At 66.9% G+C, this 18,216-nt stretch carries 17 protein-coding genes; 10 read left to right on the top strand and 7 right to left on the bottom strand.

What is annotated here, in order from left to right; all coding sequences use genetic code 11:
• The first annotated feature begins 30 nt into the window (after positions 1 to 30).
• From TK90_RS02350 to TK90_RS02325, 6 genes are all read left to right on the top strand, one after another.
• A complete protein-coding gene (locus TK90_RS02350) occupies positions 31 to 1,215 on the top strand; it encodes a beta-ketoacyl-[acyl-carrier-protein] synthase family protein (RefSeq protein WP_012981888.1) in 1,185 nt (394 codons plus the stop codon).
• Positions 1,212 to 1,988, top strand: coding sequence for a beta-ketoacyl synthase chain length factor (locus TK90_RS02345; protein ID WP_012981887.1), 777 nt, complete (start codon positions 1,212 to 1,214; stop codon positions 1,986 to 1,988). The genes TK90_RS02350 and TK90_RS02345 overlap by 4 nt, the downstream gene beginning before the upstream one ends.
• Positions 1,989 to 2,039: 51 nt before the next feature.
• Entirely contained in the window at positions 2,040 to 2,495 is a 456-nt protein-coding gene (locus TK90_RS02340) for a hypothetical protein (RefSeq protein WP_012981886.1), read from the top strand.
• Positions 2,492 to 3,214: a 3-oxoacyl-ACP reductase FabG gene (gene fabG, locus TK90_RS02335; RefSeq protein ID WP_012981885.1), complete on the top strand. Its 723-nt coding sequence runs from the start codon at positions 2,492 to 2,494 to the stop codon at positions 3,212 to 3,214. Before TK90_RS02340 ends, fabG begins: the two co-directional genes overlap by 4 nt.
• Before the next feature lie 9 nt (positions 3,215 to 3,223).
• On the top strand, positions 3,224 to 3,964 hold the full coding sequence (locus TK90_RS02330) for a glycosyltransferase family 2 protein (protein ID WP_012981884.1): 741 nt from the start codon (positions 3,224 to 3,226) through the stop codon (positions 3,962 to 3,964).
• 109 nt (positions 3,965 to 4,073) lie between these two features.
• Positions 4,074 to 4,469: a hypothetical protein gene (locus TK90_RS02325; protein ID WP_012981883.1), complete on the top strand. Its 396-nt coding sequence runs from the start codon at positions 4,074 to 4,076 to the stop codon at positions 4,467 to 4,469.
• 114 nt (positions 4,470 to 4,583) lie between these two features.
• Here TK90_RS02325 and TK90_RS02320 read toward each other — a convergent pair whose 3' ends face one another.
• Positions 4,584 to 5,075, bottom strand: a complete 492-nt coding sequence (locus TK90_RS02320) for a YhcB family protein (RefSeq protein WP_026148147.1) — start codon at positions 5,073 to 5,075, stop codon at positions 4,584 to 4,586.
• 196 nt (positions 5,076 to 5,271) lie between these two features.
• Here TK90_RS02320 and TK90_RS02315 point away from each other — a divergent pair, with 196 nt between their 5' ends.
• Positions 5,272 to 5,877 carry a DUF2459 domain-containing protein gene (locus TK90_RS02315; protein WP_012981881.1) on the top strand — a complete coding sequence of 202 codons (606 nt, stop codon included), beginning with the start codon at positions 5,272 to 5,274 and terminating at the stop codon, positions 5,875 to 5,877.
• Positions 5,878 to 5,906: 29 nt separating this feature from the next.
• Here TK90_RS02315 and dacB read toward each other — a convergent pair whose 3' ends face one another.
• From dacB to efp, 3 genes are all read right to left on the bottom strand, one after another.
• On the bottom strand, positions 5,907 to 7,373 hold the full coding sequence (dacB, locus tag TK90_RS02310; RefSeq protein ID WP_012981880.1) for a D-alanyl-D-alanine carboxypeptidase/D-alanyl-D-alanine-endopeptidase: 1,467 nt from the start codon (positions 7,371 to 7,373) through the stop codon (positions 5,907 to 5,909).
• Positions 7,374 to 7,493: 120 nt separating this feature from the next.
• A complete protein-coding gene (gene epmA, locus TK90_RS02305; RefSeq protein WP_012981879.1) occupies positions 7,494 to 8,459 on the bottom strand; it encodes an EF-P lysine aminoacylase EpmA in 966 nt (321 codons plus the stop codon).
• A 19-nt stretch (positions 8,460 to 8,478) separates the two neighbouring features.
• Entirely contained in the window at positions 8,479 to 9,042 is a 564-nt protein-coding gene (gene efp, locus TK90_RS02300; protein WP_012981878.1) for an elongation factor P, read from the bottom strand.
• Between the two features lie 61 nt (positions 9,043 to 9,103).
• On the opposite strand from efp, the gene epmB reads away from it, so the two are divergent.
• The 3 genes from epmB to TK90_RS02285 all read left to right on the top strand — a co-directional run bounded on the left by epmB (position 9,104) and on the right by TK90_RS02285 (position 14,179).
• A complete protein-coding gene (epmB, locus tag TK90_RS02295) occupies positions 9,104 to 10,168 on the top strand; it encodes an EF-P beta-lysylation protein EpmB (protein WP_041444160.1) in 1,065 nt (354 codons plus the stop codon).
• Between the two features lie 93 nt (positions 10,169 to 10,261).
• On the top strand, positions 10,262 to 12,097 hold the full coding sequence (locus TK90_RS02290) for a hypothetical protein (protein ID WP_012981876.1): 1,836 nt from the start codon (positions 10,262 to 10,264) through the stop codon (positions 12,095 to 12,097).
• 9 nt (positions 12,098 to 12,106) lie between these two features.
• Complete coding sequence (locus TK90_RS02285) at positions 12,107 to 14,179, top strand: EAL domain-containing protein (RefSeq protein WP_012981875.1); 2,073 nt, start codon at positions 12,107 to 12,109, stop codon at positions 14,177 to 14,179.
• 7 nt (positions 14,180 to 14,186) lie between these two features.
• Here TK90_RS02285 and dnaJ read toward each other — a convergent pair whose 3' ends face one another.
• From dnaJ to grpE, 3 genes are all read right to left on the bottom strand, one after another.
• Positions 14,187 to 15,338 carry a molecular chaperone DnaJ gene (gene dnaJ / locus TK90_RS02280; protein ID WP_026148183.1) on the bottom strand — a complete coding sequence of 384 codons (1,152 nt, stop codon included), beginning with the start codon at positions 15,336 to 15,338 and terminating at the stop codon, positions 14,187 to 14,189.
• Positions 15,339 to 15,478: 140 nt separating this feature from the next.
• Positions 15,479 to 17,410, bottom strand: a complete 1,932-nt coding sequence (gene dnaK, locus TK90_RS02275; RefSeq protein WP_012981873.1) for a molecular chaperone DnaK — start codon at positions 17,408 to 17,410, stop codon at positions 15,479 to 15,481.
• Between the two features lie 140 nt (positions 17,411 to 17,550).
• Positions 17,551 to 18,132, bottom strand: a complete 582-nt coding sequence (grpE, locus tag TK90_RS02270) for a nucleotide exchange factor GrpE (RefSeq protein ID WP_012981872.1) — start codon at positions 18,130 to 18,132, stop codon at positions 17,551 to 17,553.
• Positions 18,133 to 18,216 lie beyond the last annotated feature (84 nt).

Here is an 18,216-nt window from a genome sequence, read left to right as displayed (position 1 = left end):
CTACAAGTCCCGCCAACCGCAGCCCGCCGAATGAATCCACTGGTCATCTCCGCCCACACCCTGACCTCCGCCACCGGAACCGGCCGCCAGGCCAATGCCGACGCCCTGCACAAAGCGCATAGCGGGCTGCGCGCCTGCGACCTGGACTCCGTGCAGCTGGACACCCACATCGGGCGTGTGACGGGTGTGGAGGAGATCGTGCTGACGGATCACCTGGCCACGTTCCAGTGCCGCAACCACCAGTTGGCCGAGCTGGGGCTGCGCCAGGATGGCTTCATCGAGGCCGTCGAGACCGCGCGCGAACGTTACGGTGCCGGACGTATCGCAGTCCTGATGGGCACCAGCACCTCGGGGATCGCCGCAACGGAGCAGGCCTACCGCCGCCGCGAACCGGCTACCGGGGACCTGCCACCGGACTACGACTACCAGCACACCCAGAACATGTTCTCGCTGGCCGATTTCGTCAGTACCCGGCTCGGCCTGCGGGGCCCGGCGATGGTGGTCTCCACGGCGTGCTCGTCCAGCGCCAAGGTCTTTGCCGATGCCGAACGCTTTATTGCGGCGGGGCTCTGCGATGCGGCGGTGGTCGGCGGTGTGGACAGCCTCTGCGGGATGACCCTGCACGGCTTCAATGCGCTGCAACTCGTGGCACCGGAACCCTGCCGCCCGCTGCATGCCGAGCGCGCCGGCATCTCCATCGGCGAGGCCGCCGGTTTCTTCCTGCTGGAGAGGCCCGACAGCGGTGCGGCCGGTCCCCGGCTGATCGGCCACGGCGAATCCAGCGATGCCCACCACATGTCGGCCCCGCATCCGGAGGGACTCGGCGCCGCGAGCGCCATGGAGCAGGCCCTCACGCGGGCACAGCGGTCCGCCGGGGCCATCGACTATGTGCTCATGCATGCCACCGCGACCCCGGCCAACGACCGCTCCGAGGCACGCGCCCTGGCGCGCCTGTTTGGTGCAGACAGCCGCGCCACCGGCACCAAGGGCCTGACCGGCCACACCCTCGGGGCGGCCGGGGCCGTCGGGGTCGCGCAGGCACTGGCCAGCCTGGAGCGGGGCTTCGTACCCGCCACGGCAGGACTGGACCATCCGGACCCCGAGCTTGAACTGGACGCCCGAGGGGTCGCCGAGGAACGCGAGATCCGCCATGTACTCGTAAATGCCTTCGGCTTCGGCGGCAACAACTGCAGCCTGCTGCTGGAGGCCGCATGAAGGTTGGTATTGCGGGCGTTGGCCTGCTGGGCCCGGGCCTGGCCGATTTCGCCTCGGCGCGCCCCGTCCTCGCCGGACAGGAGCCCTATGAGCGGGCGCCGGTGACCATCCCGCCGACCACCCTGCTGCCGGCCAACGAGCGCCGCCGCACGACGGACACGATTCGCCTGGCGCTGAAGGCCGCAGAGGAGGCCACAGCCGACTGCGACCGCAGCCAGCTGCGCTCGGTGTTCGCCTCGTCCTCCGGGGACATGGACATCATCGACCGCATCTGCGAGGCGCTGACACAGGCGGAGCCCATGGTCTCGCCGGTGCAGTTCCACAATTCGGTACACAACGCACCGGCCGGCAACTGGTCGATCGCGACGGGAAATCCAGCCCCGGCAACGGCCATCTCCGGTTTCGATGCGACGCTGGCGGCAGGACTGCTGGAGGCCGCCACGCTACTGCAGGCTGACGGTGGCGAAGTCCTGCTGGCTGCTTACGACGTCGCTTCCATGGCCACGTTCCGGCGTGTACGGCCCATCACCGAGCCGTTCGCCGTCGGCCTGCGCCTGGGCCCCGCCGTTGCCGGGCGGCCCACCCTCGAACTGGCCTTGGGCGAAGGAGGCGATCCAACCCCCTGCCGCCAGGATTCGCTGGAGGCCCTGCGCGGCACCAACCCCGCAGCCCGTGCCCTGCCCCTGCTGGAGGTCCTCGCGCGCGGCGAAGGCGGTCATGTTACGCTTGCCGCGCCGCTGGGGCGATCGCTGGAGATCCGCGTCACGCCCTGATCTTTCCGCGGTTCGCCTCACTCTCTGCGACGGATCAGGACGATCCCACACATGAAGGCCGCCAGCCCCCAACTGAACCACGAGGCGATCTGCCGCCTGCTGCCGCATGCAGGCGCAATGTGCCTGCTGGAGGCGGTGGTCGAATGGGACGAACAGGCGATCCGTTGCCGCGCCATCAGCCACCGCGCCCCTGATAACCCCTTGCGCAACACCACCGGGCTCCCGGCCCTGTCGGCGCTGGAGTACGGCGCCCAGGCGATGGCCGTGCATGGCGCCCTGCTGGCCGACGCCGGACCACCCAGGGCCGGTTTCCTGGCCGCGGTCCGCAACCTGCGCGTGCACCGGACGGAGCTGGACGACCTGAACGCGGACCTCGACATCACGGCCCGCAGCGTGATGTCAGATCGCAACAGCTCCATCTATGATCTCGAGGTATCGGCCGAGGGTGAGCCCGTCCTGTCCGCGCGCGCGACCGTGATCCTGCAAACCGAGGATGATCCGACATGAGCCATCGCGCACTGATCACCGGCGCCAGCGGCGCCATCGGCCAGGCCATCGCGCGGGCGCTGGCCGATAGCGGCTGCGAGGTCCTGCTGCATGCACACCGCAACCCGGGCCCCGCCTGGGACCTGGCCGAACAGATCCACTCCGAGGGGGGGCAGGCGGATGTCCTGGTCTTCGACATCACCGACGCCGCTGCCGCGCGGGCACAGCTGGAGCCCGTTGCGGCTGCGCAGCCGGTGCAGATCCTGGTGCACAACGCAGGCGTGCACGATGACGCGCCGCTGGCCGGCATGAGCCCGGAACAATGGGCCCGGCCGATCGATGTCGCGCTCAACGGGTTCTACAACGTCGCCCAGCCGCTGCTGTTGCCCATGATTACAACCCGCTGGGGGCGCGTGATTGCGATCTCCTCGGTGGCCGGCGTGGTCGGCAACCGCGGCCAGGCCAACTACGCCGCGGCCAAGTCCGGACTGCACGGGGCCATCCGCTCGCTGGCCCAGGAGGTCGGGTCGCGCGGCATCACGGCCAACGCGGTCGCGCCGGGAATCATCGAGACCGCGATGAGCGAGTCGAGCTTCGATGCCGAGACGATCAGGCGCATGGTGCCCGCGCAGCGCGCCGGACGCCCCGAAGAGGTCGCCGGGCTGGTGGCGTATCTGGCCTCCGAGCAGGCCGGCTATGTCTCCGGCCAGGTGATCGGCATCAATGGCGCACTGGCCTGACCCGAACCGATGGCGGTCGTCCACGCGCTGATACCGGCCCATAACGAGGCCCCCACGATCGCCGCCGTCGTCGCGGCCACGCAACCTCATGTCGACCGGGTGATCGTGGTCGACGACGGCTCGCAGGACGGCACTGCCGACCGGATCGGGGTACAGCCCGGGATAGTGGAACTCCTGCGACTACCCCGCAATCGCGGCAAGGCGAATGCGCTGTGGACGGGCATGCAGCACGCCCTGGAACAAGGGGCGGATGCCGTGATCACACTGGATGCGGATGGCCAGCACGATGCCACGGAGATCCCGAACCTGATCGCCGCCTGGCGCGCCCACCCCCACCATCTGGTAATCGGGGCCCGGCTCAAGGGCCGGGAAACGACACCGCCTCTGCGCCTGTTCGGCAACCGCACCGCCGACTTCTGGATTGGCTGGGCCTCGGGACAGCCGCTGCGCGATTCGCAGTCCGGCTTTCGTCTGTATCCGGCTGACCTGTTAAGACGTCTGGAACTGCCTCATGGCGAACGCCGCAGCTTCGTATTCGAGAGCGAGGCCCTGATCGAGGCCGAGCGCCTGGGCTTCCCGGTCACCCTGGTGCCCGTGCGCTGCATCTACCCGGATCAGCACCGCGCAAGCCATTTCCGAGCCGCGACAGACACCCTGCGGATTATCCAGATGGTCGCCCTGCGCCTACTTGCACGCGGCCTGCATCCACTCGGTCTGCTGCGGCACCTGGGACTGCTTCGCAGACCTTGAGAATCGCGGCAAGAGTCGGATTCATATATCTTTTTTACGGGCCCGATCATGGCAATTCACCGCCACGATGCCTACACTGTGAACCATCATCCCCCATAAGGACGCCTCCATGCCTGCAAGACTCCTGCTGATCCTGTTCGTGGCCAGCGTGCTCGTGCTGGCAGGCTGTCGCGGTACTGCACCGGTACATAATGTCAGCGACACCACAGTCACCGACGTGCACGGCGAACGCCCGAGCGCGGAGCAGATGCAAAAGGCGATCCGCAACGCCGGTGCGGCACTTGGCTGGCAGATGAGCGAGACCGAATCCGGCCTGCTCGAAGGTCGGCTGTCGCTGCGCGACCATATTGCAGTGGTCGAAATCCCCTACAGCGACGGGGCGTACAGCATCCGCTACAAGGACAGCTCGAACCTCAACTACGAAGATGGCCGCATCCACCCGAACTACAACAACTGGGTACAGAATCTGGACAACCAGATCCGCGCGGAAATCTCGGCGCTCTAATCCCGTTACTCCCCTATAGCCACCCCGACAAACAGAAAGGCCGGGCATTTGCCCGGCCTTTCTCTGGTCTGCTCATCCGATTACGCACCGGCAGCAGAAGGAGGGTTCGCCCGCCTAATCGGCCCGCGGACGCGACGGCGACTGCTCGGCGTCGGAGGACTCGCGGTAGTCGCTCTCGTAGCGCCGGTCGGGTACATCACCCTCCGGCTCCGAGTCGCGTTCGCGGTGACTGCGGCCCTCGCCCGGACTGCCGCCGTAATCACGATTCGGCACGTTCGACAACAGGCGCCCCGCGCGATCCTCCAGGCGGTCCCGGGTCGGCTTGTCTGCCAGCTCCTCCGCACTCTGGGCGAGGTGGTGGTAGAGGTCGCGATAGGAACCGGCCATGGTCGCGAACAGGGTGGCGGTACGATCGAAGTGGTCGTTGACCTGACCGCGATAGCGCGTCAGTTCCTGCATGCGCCGATCCAGCTCTTCCTCCAGCTCGCGGATCAGTTTGCGTTCGTCACTGGTGACGCGCCCAACCCAGAAACCCACCAGGCCGGCTACCACGATCGCCAGAATCCCGAGGGCCGTCCACAGCCCGACTGCCGTTTGATCTTCCACTGTCACCTTCCGCGAGGAAACACGGTCGCCATTGTGCCGCAGGGCCGTCGCGAACGCACTCGTCGTCACCATTCCCGGCCATGCTAATCTCGCTCAACGCGAACCAAGTCAATGGAACCCGCCCGAGCGGGTGACGGACAACGATTCGATCGCCCGTCGCGATCGTCGACACACATAGCCAAAGGCCCCCTGAACCATGCGCCCAAGGCAGACCACACGCTGGCCATCCCTGATCCTGGTCATCGGCCTGGCCGGGCTCCTGTCCGGTTGCGCCCCGACCACCCTCAAGGCCCCGGCGGAACCCGAAGACCCGGTGACCGTGGCCGTGCTCGACCATGGCCGCCACTCCAGCCTGGTGCTGCCGACCGAGCCGCCCGGGCACTGGCTGCGCTATTCCTATGGCGACTGGTCGTTCTATGTCGAACGCAATACCGGACCGGGTGCGATGCTGGCGGCCGTCTTCGCCTCGACCCGCGCAGCACTGGGGCGCCAGGAACTTGAGGGCGCCGATCTCAACGCCGCCGTGCGCACGAGTCTGCGGGTCCCGCTGGAGGACATCCACCACATCGAGGTCCCCGCCACGCGGGCGCAGGCGCTGATCGAAAAGCTCGAGGCCATATGGGAAGAAGGAGCCGACGAGCGCGTCGACTCGGCGGCCTGGGGCATGAGCTTCGTCCACCACCCGGATGCCTACACTCTGCGCCACAACTCGAACCACGTGGTCGCCCAGTGGCTGGAGAGCCTGGACGTCGAGGTATCGAAGAAACCGGTGCTCTCGAACTGGCAGGTCGAAACCCGCTAAACCAGGGAAACCCTGAGATCGGTGTTTCCCTAGAGCCCGTGCGCCCACTCCAGGACCGCGTCCTGGAGATTGCGCCCATGCCCGATGTGCGCACGCGGCCCATTCACCAGCACCGTGACGATCACGTCATCGCCGCTGGAGGTGCGGACATAGCCCGCCACCGCCGAGACCTCGTTGATGTGCCCGGTCTTCAGGTGCATCTGCCCGCGCAGGTCGCCGTTGCGGAAACGGTTGCGCAGGGTCCCGTCCAGCCCCGACAGGGCCAGCGACGACTGGAACTCGGGCCGATGCGGGTGCTTCCAGCCCGCCTCGAGGATCTCGCCGAGCTGGCGCGCGGTCATGCGGGCATCGCGGCTGAGGCCCGAACCGTTGTCGACCACCATACCGCCGACATCCACGCCCAGATCGCGCAGTGAGTGGACCAGGGCCTCGCGCCCCTTGTCCATCGTCGCGGGCGGGCCGTTCTTGCGCGCCCCCAGGGTCAGCAGCAAGTGATCGCTCATGACATTCGAGCTCCACTTGTTGGACACCCGGATCAGATCGGACAGGGGGCGCGAGCGATGGCGCACAATCGGCTCGTCATGCAGCACGGGCAACACGCCGGTACGCACCCTGCCCGTCAGTTCGCCGCCCCATTGATCCCAGGCCATGCGAAACATCTCGGCATGGTTGGCCTCCGGCGTGAGCACCGAGCGCAGCATCTCGTAGTTGCCACAATTCACCGGGTACTGACCGGAAAAGGTCACCCGCTGGGCGTTCTGATCGACATTGAACTGGATACCCCGCTGCCACTCGCCACACCCCCCTCGGGTCGGCTGCAGACGGTTGACGACCTCGAGCCCGGGCAACGGCGGATCGACCACTACATCGATGCCGTTGCCGCGGCGCTCGGGACGCACATGGAAGCGCTGGGAGTTGGAATTCACGTGCAGGGCATACGGCAACTGGTTGTACGCCCGCAATGGCTGGCGGTTGAAGTCTCCAGGGTCCCCATTCGGGAGCTGGAAGTGGCTGGCATCCAGAATCACATCCCCCTCGATGCGCTTGAGCCCGGTTCGGCGCAGCTCGCCGATCATGCGCCAGTACTCCTCGGTCACCATGCCCGGGTCGCCAGTCCCGCGGATCACCAGGTCCCCACGCAGCACACCGTCCTGGACCGGGCGGGTGGCCCAGATCTCGGTCGTCCAGGTGTAATTGGGGCCGAGTTCGTGCAGGGCCGCCAGCGAGGTGGCCAGCTTGACCGTGGAGGCCGGGTTATACGGGGTATCGGCATTCAGCCGGGCCAGCACGGCCCCGTCCGGGACGCGTTGCACCCAGAGGCCCACCGAGTCGGGGGGCAACCCCTGAGCCTGGATCGCGCGCTGCAGTGGCGCGGGCAGGTGCTCGAACTGCGCCTGCGCCGGCGGCAGAACCAGCAACAGTGCGGCACACAGCGTCCAGGGGGACAAGGCCCGGCGGAACGTCCGTCGGGCGAACCAGAAAAAACACTTGCGCATCGAAGCTACCATCCCGAAGCAGACACCGGATCGACGCCACAATAGTCACCCGCAACGTGGGGGCTGACAAGCCCCGGATCGGTGCAACGCCGGCCATCCCGGACAAACCGGTGAAACGCCTCAGGCGGACTCGAACGGGAAGTCGATTACCTGCTCGATACGCTCCACCCCCAACAGCCGCATCAGCAGACGATCGACCCCCAGTGCCACTCCGGCGCACTCGGGCAGCCCCGACGCCAGCGCGGCGTCCAGATGGGCATCGGGCCGGGGCAGGACCTGGCCGCGCTGCCTGCGCAGCGCCTGGTCGCGATCGCGACGTTCGCGAAACTGGGCGAGGTCGCTCAGCTCGTGGTAGCCATTGGCCAGCTCCAGTGCGCCCCAGTACACCTCGAAGCGCGCCGCGAGCCGGGCATCCTGTTCACAGGGGCGCGCCAGCACCGCCTGGCTCTCCGGATAGTCATGCACCACGGTGAGCCGGTCGTCCGGAAACGCCGGGGCAATCGCCAGGCTGATCAGGAGATCCAGCCAGGCATCTCGATCCAGTGCCCCCTGGATGTCCAGCCCCTGCCGTGCCGCGACGGCCTGCAGTTCGTCGGCATCCGCCACCAGCGGGTCGATACCCAGATGTGCCTGAAACAACGCCTGATACGAGATCTCGCGCAGGCGGGCCGGACGCCTCCAGCTCGCATCCAGTGCCGCCTGGTTCATGATCAGGGCCACCACCTCGCGCGCCAGACGATGATGATCCATCCCGTGGCGGTACCACTCCAGCAGCGTGAATTCGGGGTTGTGACGGGGCCCCGCTTCGCCACCCCGAAAGACGCGCGCGATCTGGTAGATGTCCGGCGCACCATCCGCCAGCAGGCGCTTCATCGGGTATTCCGGCGAGGTCTGCAGATAGCCGCTGGCGCCGTCCGGGCTCGTCGCGGTCCAGCTCTCGACCATAGGATCCAGCGGCGCCCCGTGGCTCAGGATCGGGGTTTCTACTTCGAGCACATTGCGGGCGGCAAAGAAGCCACGCAGGCCAGTCAGCAGCCGTGCACGGGCCTCCCGGGCCGCCGCGGCGCCCGGTCGCCAGTCGGTCATGCCGAAAATCCCGCGATGATCAGACGCGCGAGACGTACTCGCCGGAGCGGGTGTCGACCTTGACCGTCTCGCCCTCCTCGACGAACAGCGGGACCTTGACCACGGCACCGCTCTCGAGCGTTGCGGGCTTGGTGCCGCCCTGGGCGGTATCACCGCGCACGCCCGGATCGCACTGGGTGATCTTCATCTCGACAAAGGCCGGGGGCACCACCGACAGCGGTTCGCCGTTCCACAGGGTTACGGTGCAGACGTCCTGCTCCTTCAGCCACTGGCCACAGCCACCCAGCGCGGCCTCGCCGACGGCGTACTGTTCGAAGGTATCCGGCACCATGAAGTGCCAGAACTCGCCATCGTTGTAGAGATACTGCATCTCGGTATCCATGACATCGGCCGCCTCGACCGATTCACCGGACTTGAAGGTCTTTTCCAGCACCCGCCCCGTGCGCAGGTTGCGCAGCTTGACGCGGTTGAAGGCCTGGCCCTTGCCCGGCTTGACGAATTCGTTCTCGACGATGGCCTGCGGGTCGCCATCCAGCAGGAGTTTGAGACCGGCCTTGAATTCGTTGGTACTGTAGGTTGCCATTGCGCGTCAGTCCTCAAGCGATTGCGTGGCGCGGACATGACCGCCCACTAACGAGTCCGCCATGCCCACAAAGCCCATCATGATAACGCGCACGCCGCGGGGAACCCAGCCGAGCGACCGAACCCACGCGGGGGACACCACCCCGCTCTGGCAGCAGGCGCTCGCCCGCGCGATCCGCGACCCCGTAACTCTGGCCCGTGAACTGGAGCTGGATCCGGCTCACCTGCCCGGCCTGCACGCGGGCCATACCCTGTTTCGAGTGCGCGTCCCGAGGAGCTACCTCGCACGCATGCGCAAGGCGGACCCGCAAGACCCGCTGCTGCTGCAGGTCCTCCCGCAGCAGCAGGAGAGCGAGGAACACCCGGGCTTCGTGGCGGATCCGGTGGGCGACCACGACGCCCTGGCCGCCCCGGGTCTCGTGCACAAGTACCACGGTCGTGTGCTGCTGCTGACGACCGGGGCCTGCGCGGTGCACTGTCGCTACTGTTTCCGCCGCGAGTTCCCGTATGCCGAGCACAACGCATCCCAGGACGACTGGGCGCCAGCGATCGCCTACATCCACGCGGACACCTCCATCCGCGAGGTGATCCTGAGCGGTGGCGACCCCCTGTCGCTTTCAGACCGCCGCCTCGCCGATCTGGTCCGGCGCCTGGAGGCCATCCCCCACCTCGAGCGCCTGCGCATCCACACGCGGCTGCCGGTCGTCCTGCCGGAGCGTGTGGACGAGCAACTCCTGAGCTGGCTGGGCAAGGGGCGCCTGCATCATGTACTGGTCCTGCACGCCAACCATCCCAGGGAGTTTGCCGACCCGGCCGCCCCCGCCCTTGCGCGTCTGCAGGCGCGGGGCATCACACTGCTGAACCAGGCGGTACTGCTGGCCGGGATCAACGATGACCCGGACACCCTGTGCGAGCTCCAGGAGGCCGGCTTTCGCCACGGGGTCCTGCCCTATTACCTCCACTTGCTTGACCGCACCCGCGGCACCGCCCATTTCGAGGTCACGGAACACCGCGCGCTGGAGCTGCACCAGGCCCTGCATGCCCGGCTGCCCGGTTACCTGGTGCCCCGACTGGTCCGCGAGATCCCGGGCGAGCCCGGCAAGACGCCCCGTTGGGCCGGGCTGTGAAGACGCGCACAGAGGTCTCGAGTAACCCCCCTCGGGAGGTGCTACAGTGAACGGATGCCCGGCCACCAACGGTGCGACCCCCAGACCCCCTCAATGACCGACATCCTGCCTAAACTGCCGACCCGCTCCGCCGGCCCCGAGAGCTTCCCGCATCGCCAGCCGCGCAGCCTGCGCCAGTGGTGTCGAGCGCTCCCGTCGGCCGACCCGGAATCGGCCTTTTCCCATTTGCGTCAGGCCCTGAGAGAACTGAACAGTCTCGCGCTGGAACCCGGGGTTCGTTACTTGCTGGTCACCCTGTTGGAAGAGCCCCTGCTGCCCTTGCTGCAGCGGAACGGAAGATCCCTTTCCCAGCGCACGCTACCCCTGGGGGCACGCAGTCTGAGGCGCGCGCGGGAGCAGGCCGAGGCACTGGACAGCCTGCTCACCGCCTGGCTCCTGGTTGCCCGCGAGCACCATGGGCAGGGCGAACGCGGTGCGCGCGCGTTGCAGGCCGCCCTGGCCTTGAGCGCCGCCCAGGCCGTGCACCACTGGCGCCTGTATCAACCGCTCCCGGATGACTTCTGGCAGCGTACCTACGCCGTCCTGTCATGGGCCCGCGCACAGAACCTCGCGCAGGCACAGCCGCGTGACAAGCCCCGCTATGGGCTCCTGTCCATGGTCCCGGTCGAGACCCTGGCGGCACGTCTGATGCTGCTGGGCGGCAGCGACCCCAACGCCCTGGAGGTGGGCGAGGTCGACCTGCTGGCTCGCTGGCTGGACCGGCTGCCGCTGTCCTGTGCCGAAGGGCTGTCCGCAACCCCGCACCCCGGCCTCCCGGTCCTCTGTGCGGCCCTCGACAGCGCCCACCCTCCGGGGCTAACGCTGCGCGAGCACGCACGGCTGCACAGCGACTGTTGCGTCGAACTCGGACCGGTGCTGGAGCAGCTGCGAGAGGAACCCCGCCGCCTGGAACCGCATCGGCGCCCGGACGAGCGCAGCCTGACCGAACGCCTGCTGCGGCTCTGGTCGCAGCTGCCCACCCGCCAGCATTCGCGCGAAACCACCGAGGGCCAGCACCGTTTGTGCCTGCTGGGGATCAAGCGCATCCAGCACTTCCTGTGCGAGGAACTGGAGGAGCGCAAGCGCGGCACATCGGATGCATTCCCTCCAAGCGGAGTCACGCGGGACACGGATCGGGTGGGCGTTTACCACATGTCGACCGCCGCCGAGCGGGGCTCGGACTTCGCCCTGGTGGACGCCGCGAGTCCACACCGGCCACCGTCCGAGCTGCGCAAGCTGGCAGATGAGCCGCCCGATACGGCCGCAGCCGCCTGGGAGAACGTCGGCCGCGGGCTGGAGAGTGCCCGTCCGGACGAGCCCCGCACCCCGATCACCAAGCGGCATACCCCCGAGCAATGGACCGTGGACGATATCGGGGCGGGCGGACTGCGCCTGCGGCTGGCTCAGCCCCGCCAGTCACTACTGATTGGCGACCTGGCCGCCCTGCGCCACTCCGACGACCACTACTGGACGATCGGCGTCCTGCGCTGGATCCGCTACGAAAGCGAGATCGAGATCAGCATCGGGGTGGAATTTCTCGCCGAGCGCGGCCTTCCGGTGCAACTACAGGAGTACCGTAATGGTCGCGCGGCCGGCCCGGCGCACCCGGGTCTTTTTGCCTCGCTGCGCAGGGATCGCGGCGGTGCGGCGCTGTTCATGCCGGCCCAGGTATTCGACCACGAGAGCCGCCTCGTATGCTGGCTGGCCGGGCGCCCGCGCGTCCTGGCACTGGACAGCGAGCGCACCGGTACGACACTGTTTACCGAAACCGGCTGCCGGATGACCGATCTGACGCTGGGAGAACCGCCTCCCGATGACATGGAAGCCAACGAAGCAGTGACCGAGCAGGTCCGATCCGGGCTGTCGCTCACACCGCGCGAACGCAAATAATGGACCCGCATGAGCGAAACCATCCGAATCCTCTTCGTCACAGCGAACCCGAATCTCGCCGAGCAAGTCATCAGCAGCATTCGTACGCGGGGTAGCGCGGTACGGCCGGAACAGGTCGAGACCCAGGATGACCTGATCAACGCGCTGGAGAACACTCGACACGATGTGGTGGTATTGATCGAGCCGGGTCTCGCGCTCTCGCGCGAGGTGGTCGATACCGCCCTGCGCGACAGTGGGCGCCGCATCCCGCTGGTCCTGCTGACCGAGCGTCCGGAGCCCGAGCGCGTCCTGGACTACGAGGCCGGGAGTTTCGCCGTGGTCGATCACGAACAGGTGGAACTGGCGAGCCTGATGGCCATCCGTGCGGCCGAACAGCGGCGCCTGCGCCAACGCATCCAGCGCCTCGAGGCCGCGCTGCACGAGTCGGAAAACCGCTGCCAGTTGCTGCTCGACAACTCGCGCGATGCGATTGCCTATGTGCACGAGGGCATGCACCTGTACGCGAACGCCTCCTGGCGCGAGCGCTTCGGTATCGAGGATCCGGACGAGGTCGACGGGCTGCCACTGATGGACTTGGTCACGGCCGATAACCGCGGCGAGATGAAGGCGCTGCTGCGCCGCTTCCAGAATGGCGAGGAAGGCGATACGGCTCGCGCCCACTTCCACCTGCAGAGCATCGATGGCCTGCCATTCGAGGCCGACCTGCGCCTGTCCGCCGCAAGCGTGGAGGGCGAGGCCTGCACCCAGCTCCAGCTGGAAGCCAGCCAGGAAGACCCCGAGCTGGCGGAGCGAATCGACTTCCTCTCGCAGCGCGATCTGGTCACCGGCTTGTACAACCGCCAGCACTTCCTGTCCGCGATCGAGAGCGCTCAGACCCGGGCCGAGGAGACGGAGAAACCCTTTGCCCTGCTGACCCTGGCAGTCGACCGCTTCGCGGAGATCCGCGCGAAGGTCGGGATGTCCGCCGCCGACCTGCTCCTGGCCGACATGGGCAAGCTGATCGAGGATCACTTCCCCGAACCCGCGATTGCCGCGCGCCTGGAGGGCGAGCACTTCGGCGTGCTGGCGCCAGAGACCCGCCGCCAGGAGGTCGAAGAGCGGGTCCACGGCCTGATGCAGGCCGTCACCGCACATGTCTTCGAACTCAACCAGTCGTCGACCAACTGCACCCTGTCGGCCGGCGTGGTGATCGCCGACGAGAGCGCCCCCAGCACCGAAGATCTGCTCGACCAGGCCCACCGGGCGCTGGAGGAGGCCGTCGAGGCGGGCGGCGGCGTCCATCGGTTCTACCACCCGGCCGAGGGCGAATTGACCCAGGGTCAGGCCGACCAGCAGTGGAAGCTGCGTATCCAGGACGCCCTGGACCATGACCGCCTGGAGCTTCGCTTCCAGCCGATCGTGCATCTGCACGGCAACGACCGGCCGCGCTATTCGGTGTTCGTGCGCCTGCGCGACGCCGACGGCCACCTGCACGAACCACCCGCCTTCCTGCCTGCGGCCGAACGCACCGGCATGGCCCCGGCCGTGGATCGCTGGATCGTCAAGACCGCGCTGACCGAACTCGCCGGGTGCCTGAAGACCCAGCCCAAGACCCAGTTTTTCCTGAAGCTGGGCACCGGCTCAATGGGCGATCCGACCGTGGTCAGCTGGCTCAACGATGACCTGCACGCCCTGCGCATCCCGGCCGACAACGTCGTGGTCGAGCTCAAGGAGCCGACCGTTGTCACCAACCTGAAGCCAGCGATGAATGTATCGCGCGGCCTGGTCGAGATGCACAGCCACCTGTGCATCGACGACTTCGGCAATGGCCTGAACCCGTTCCAGCTGCTGCAGCACCTGGAGGCCGACCACATCAAGCTCGACCCGTCGTTCGTCGAGGGGCTGGCGGAGAACGAGGAAAACCAGGAGGCGATCCGCGAATATGTCGATGCGGCACACGCCAAGGGCAAGCAGGTAATCGTGCCGCACGTGGAGGATGCCAGCGTGCTGGCCGTGCTCTACGGGCTGAACGTCAACCTGGTGCAGGGGTACTTCATCCAGTCGCCTCTCGCCAAACCAACGTTCGACTTCGAGGCGACCTGACCGCCGCCTATTTCGACCAGAAGTTCAGATCCTCGAAAAAGCCCTTCACGCCATCCAGCCAGGAGTGCGCCTGCGGGCTGTGCTTGGTGCCACCTGCCTGGGTCGAGTCCTCGAACTGGCGCAGCAGCGCCTTTTGCTCCTTGGTCAGGTTGATCGGGGTCTCCACGGTCACGCGGCAGATCAGATCGCCGACACCCCCCCCGTGCACGGACTGCACGCCCTTGCCACCGACGCGGAACTGCTTGCCGGTCTGGGTCTCGGCCGGCACCTTCAGCTTCACTCGGCCATCCAGGCAGGGAACCTCCAGCTCGCCGCCGAGTGCGGCGGTGGCAAACGAGATCGGGACCTCAATATGCAGGTCCGAGCCCTCGCGGCGAAACAGCTTGTGCGGCTTGACCCGCACCTGCACGTAGAGATCTCCGGGGGGCCCGCCGTTGACCCCGGCCTCGCCCTGGCCGGCCAGGCGGATGCGGTCACCGCTGTCGACCCCGGCGGGGATCTTCACATCCAGCGTGTTCTGCTCCTGCACCCGGCCGTTGCCGTTACAGGCCTTGCAGGGATTGGCGACGATCTTGCCCGAGCCCTCGCAGCGCGGGCAGGTCTGCTGCACCGAGAAGAAGCCCTGCTGGATGCGCACCTGCCCCACGCCGTTGCAGGTCGGGCAGGTCTCTGGCGAGGTCCCCGGTTCGGCACCCGAACCGTCACAGGCCTGGCAGGAGACGGTGGTCGGGATGCGGATCTTGACCTCGGTGCCGAACACGGCCTCCTCGAGGGTCAGGTCCAGGTTGTACTGCAGGTCGGAACCACGGAACGCACGCGAACCGCGCGCGCGACCACCGCCACCCCCGAAGATGTCGCCAAAGATATCCTCGAAGATATCCGAGAAATTGGAGGCCCCGGCACCACCACCAAAGCCCCCGGCCGCGCCATCGACACCGGCATGGCCGTAGCGGTCGTAGGCCGCACGCTTCTGGTCGTCACTGAGGACGTCATAGGCGGCGCGCGCCTCCTTGAACTTGGCCTCGGCCTCCTCATCCCCCGGATTGCGGTCGGGGTGGTACTTCATCGCCAGGCGGCGAAAAGCCTTCTTGATGTCGGCGGCCGAGGCGTCCTTGGAGACACCCAGCACCTCGTAGTAGTCGCGTTGTGACATGGTCATTCCCAGCTAGCCCGAATGTTTGCGTGAACGCGGAGCGCCTTCACGCAAACGCCCGGAGAGTACCCCGGGCGCTGCGTTAAAACGACAGGGAAACGCAGGTCTCCCTGGCGGTGGGGCACCAGGCCCCACCGGATGTGGCATCAGCCCTGCTTCTTCTGGTCGTCGTCGACTTCCTCGAACTCGGCGTCCACGACGTCGTCGGCCTGCTGCTCGCCACTGGCCTGCTCGGCCCCGGCCTCGCCCGCGGCATCGGCACCCTGGGCGTAGGCCTTCTCGGCCAGCTTGCCGGAGGCCTCGGCCAGCTTCTGGGTGGACTGTTCGATGGCCTCGACGTCATCCCCCTCCATCGCCTTCTTGACCTCGGCAACGGCCGCCTCGATCGCGGAACGCTCGTCGTCGGAGACCTGGTCACTCAGGTCCTTCAGCGATTTCTCGGCCGAGTGCACCAGGGCATCGGCCTGGTTGCGCGCGCCGACCAGCTGCTGGAACTTCTTGTCTTCCTCGGCGTGGGCCTCGGCGTCCTTGACCATCTGTTCGACTTCTTCGTCGGACAGGCCGGAGGAGGCCTTGATCACGATCTTGTTTTCCTTGCCGGTCGCCTTGTCCTTGGCCGACACATTCAGGATGCCGTTGGAGTCGATGTCAAAGGTGACCTCGATCTGCGGCACACCGCGCGGCGCGGCCGGGATGTCCTGAAGGTCGAAGCGACCCAGCGACTTGTTGGCGCTGGCCATCTCGCGCTCACCCTGCAGCACGTGCACGGTCACCGCGGTCTGGTTGTCCTCGGCGGTGGAGAACACCTGATTGGCCCGGGTCGGGATGGTGGTGTTCTTCTCGATCAGCTTGGTCATCACGCCGCCCATCGTCTCGATCCCGAGCGACAGCGGGGTCACGTCCAGCAGCAGCACGTCCTTGACGTCGCCACCCAGCACACCGGCCTGCACCGCGGCACCGACCGCGACGGCCTCATCCGGGTTCACATCCTTGCGCGGCTCCTTGCCGAAGAACGCCTGCACCGCTTCCTGCACCTTGGGCATGCGGGTCTGGCCGCCGACCAGGATCACGTCGTCCACCTCGGAGGCGGACAGGCCGGCATCCTTCAGCGCGACCTTGCACGGCTCGATGGAACGCTTGACCAGGTCGTCAACCAGGCTCTCCAGCTTGGCGCGGGTAATCTTCAGCGCCAGGTGCTTCGGCCCGGTGTTGTCGGCCGTGATGTACGGCAGGTTGACCTCGGTCTGCTGGCTGGAGGACAGCTCGATCTTGGCCTTCTCGGCGGCCTCCTTCACGCGCTGCATCGCCAGCGGGTCGCCCTTGATGTCGATGCCCTGATCCTTTTTGAACTCCTCGACCAGGTAGTCGATCAGGCGGTTGTCGAAGTCCTCGCCACCCAGGAAGGTATCGCCGTTCGTCGCCAGCACCTCGAACTGGTGCTCGCCGTCGACCTCGGCGATCTCGATGATCGAGACGTCGAAGGTACCGCCACCCAGGTCATACACGGCGATCTTGCGATCCCCGCGCTGCTTGTCCATGCCGTAGGCCAGCGCGGCTGCGGTCGGCTCGTTGATGATGCGCTTGACCTCGAGCCCGGCGATCTTGCCGGCGTCCTTGGTCGCCTGACGCTGGGAGTCGTTGAAGTAGGCCGGGACGGTAATGACCGCCTCGGTCACGGGCTCGCCCAGGTAGTCCTCAGCGGTCTTCTTCATCTTCTGCAGCACACGCGCGGAGATCTCCGGCGGGGCCATCTTCTTGCCCTGCACCTCGACCCAGGCATCGCCATTGTCGGCCTTCACGATGTTGTAGGAGACGAGCTTGATGTCCTTCTGGACCTCGTCTTCCTCGAACTTGCGCCCGATCAGGCGCTTGGCCGCAAAGATGGTGTTCTGCGGGTTGGTGACCGCCTGGCGCTTGGCGGACTGGCCGACCAGCACCTCGCCATCGTCACTGAACGCGACGATGGACGGGGTGGTGCGGGTGCCTTCCGCGTTTTCGATGACCTTGGCCTGGTCGCCTTCCATGACGGCGACGCAGGAGTTGGTGGTCCCGAGGTCGATACCGATGATCTTGCCCATGGCTGAATTCTCCTGATGCGAAAATTGTTGCTCGGCAGAGAAAGAGTCTCTGCCAACTTGTACGGGAATTTGGGGCCCCGGGCCGTGTTTTCAAGGGACGCCGTGTCACGCGCCCCGAAAACCCGCCCGAAGGGACCGGATCAGGCGCTCTCGTCGATATTCGGCGAGGCGGGCGCCTTGGAGACCACGACCATCGCCGGGCGCAGCACGCGGTCCTGCAGGAGGTAGCCCTTCTGCATGGTCGCCACCACGGTATTCGGCGGATTCTCCGGGTCTTCCTGCATGGACATCGCCTGATGGCGCTCCGGATCGAAACGCTCGCCGGTGGGGTCCTCGGCCTGGATACCGAACTTCTCGAAAACCCGATTCAGGTTCTTCAGGGTCAGCTCGGCGCCCTCGATGATACGCTCGACATCCTTGGACTCGCGGGCGGCCTGCAGGCCCATCTCCAGGGAATCGCCCACCTCCAGCATCTCGGAGGCGAATTTTTCCATCGCGTACTTGTGCGCATTCTCCAGCTCGCGCTCGAAGCGCCGGCGCTGGTTTTCCAGCTCCGCCTGGGCACGCAGGGCCTGGTCGCGGCGTTCCTCGGCCAGGGCCTCGAGCTCCTGCAGGCGCGCGTCAGTATTATCGACGGCCTCGGCGCCCTCGGGCTGGGTGTGCTCCGAATCCGCGGCCTCGGATGCTTCCGCCGGTTCCTGGGGTTCACGCTGATCGGACATGTCTGCCTCGTAAGAATCGGTGAAAAGTAAAACGCATGCCGGACCCTGCGGGCGGCATACGCGAATCAATTCGGTTTAACTATC

The organism is Thioalkalivibrio sp. K90mix (genome assembly GCF_000025545.1).
Classification (GTDB): Bacteria; Pseudomonadota; Gammaproteobacteria; order Ectothiorhodospirales; family Ectothiorhodospiraceae; genus Thioalkalivibrio.
Note: the sequence above shows the minus strand (reverse complement) of the source record. Positions and strands in the feature narration are given on the sequence as shown.

Excerpts from the sequence above, each read along its gene's own strand:
- dnaK (WP_012981873.1), bottom strand. The coding sequence starts at position 17,410 with ATGGGCAAGATCATCGGTATCGACCTCGGGACCACCAACTCCTGCGTC.
- fabG (WP_012981885.1), top strand. The coding sequence starts at position 2,492 with ATGAGCCATCGCGCACTGATCACCGGCGCCAGCGGCGCCATCGGCCAG.
- dacB (WP_012981880.1), bottom strand. The coding sequence starts at position 7,373 with ATGCGCAAGTGTTTTTTCTGGTTCGCCCGACGGACGTTCCGCCGGGCC.
- TK90_RS02340 (WP_012981886.1), top strand. The coding sequence starts at position 2,040 with ATGAAGGCCGCCAGCCCCCAACTGAACCACGAGGCGATCTGCCGCCTG.
- TK90_RS02350 (WP_012981888.1), top strand. The coding sequence starts at position 31 with ATGAATCCACTGGTCATCTCCGCCCACACCCTGACCTCCGCCACCGGA.
- epmB (WP_041444160.1), top strand. The coding sequence starts at position 9,104 with ATGCCCACAAAGCCCATCATGATAACGCGCACGCCGCGGGGAACCCAG.
- epmA (WP_012981879.1), bottom strand. The coding sequence starts at position 8,459 with ATGACCGACTGGCGACCGGGCGCCGCGGCGGCCCGGGAGGCCCGTGCA.
- TK90_RS02325 (WP_012981883.1), top strand. The coding sequence starts at position 4,074 with ATGCCTGCAAGACTCCTGCTGATCCTGTTCGTGGCCAGCGTGCTCGTG.
- TK90_RS02345 (WP_012981887.1), top strand. The coding sequence starts at position 1,212 with ATGAAGGTTGGTATTGCGGGCGTTGGCCTGCTGGGCCCGGGCCTGGCC.
- TK90_RS02285 (WP_012981875.1), top strand. The coding sequence starts at position 12,107 with ATGAGCGAAACCATCCGAATCCTCTTCGTCACAGCGAACCCGAATCTC.
- TK90_RS02315 (WP_012981881.1), top strand. The coding sequence starts at position 5,272 with ATGCGCCCAAGGCAGACCACACGCTGGCCATCCCTGATCCTGGTCATC.
- TK90_RS02290 (WP_012981876.1), top strand. The coding sequence starts at position 10,262 with ATGACCGACATCCTGCCTAAACTGCCGACCCGCTCCGCCGGCCCCGAG.
- efp (WP_012981878.1), bottom strand. The coding sequence starts at position 9,042 with ATGGCAACCTACAGTACCAACGAATTCAAGGCCGGTCTCAAACTCCTG.
- dnaJ (WP_026148183.1), bottom strand. The coding sequence starts at position 15,338 with ATGACCATGTCACAACGCGACTACTACGAGGTGCTGGGTGTCTCCAAG.
- TK90_RS02330 (WP_012981884.1), top strand. The coding sequence starts at position 3,224 with ATGGCGGTCGTCCACGCGCTGATACCGGCCCATAACGAGGCCCCCACG.
- grpE (WP_012981872.1), bottom strand. The coding sequence starts at position 18,132 with ATGTCCGATCAGCGTGAACCCCAGGAACCGGCGGAAGCATCCGAGGCC.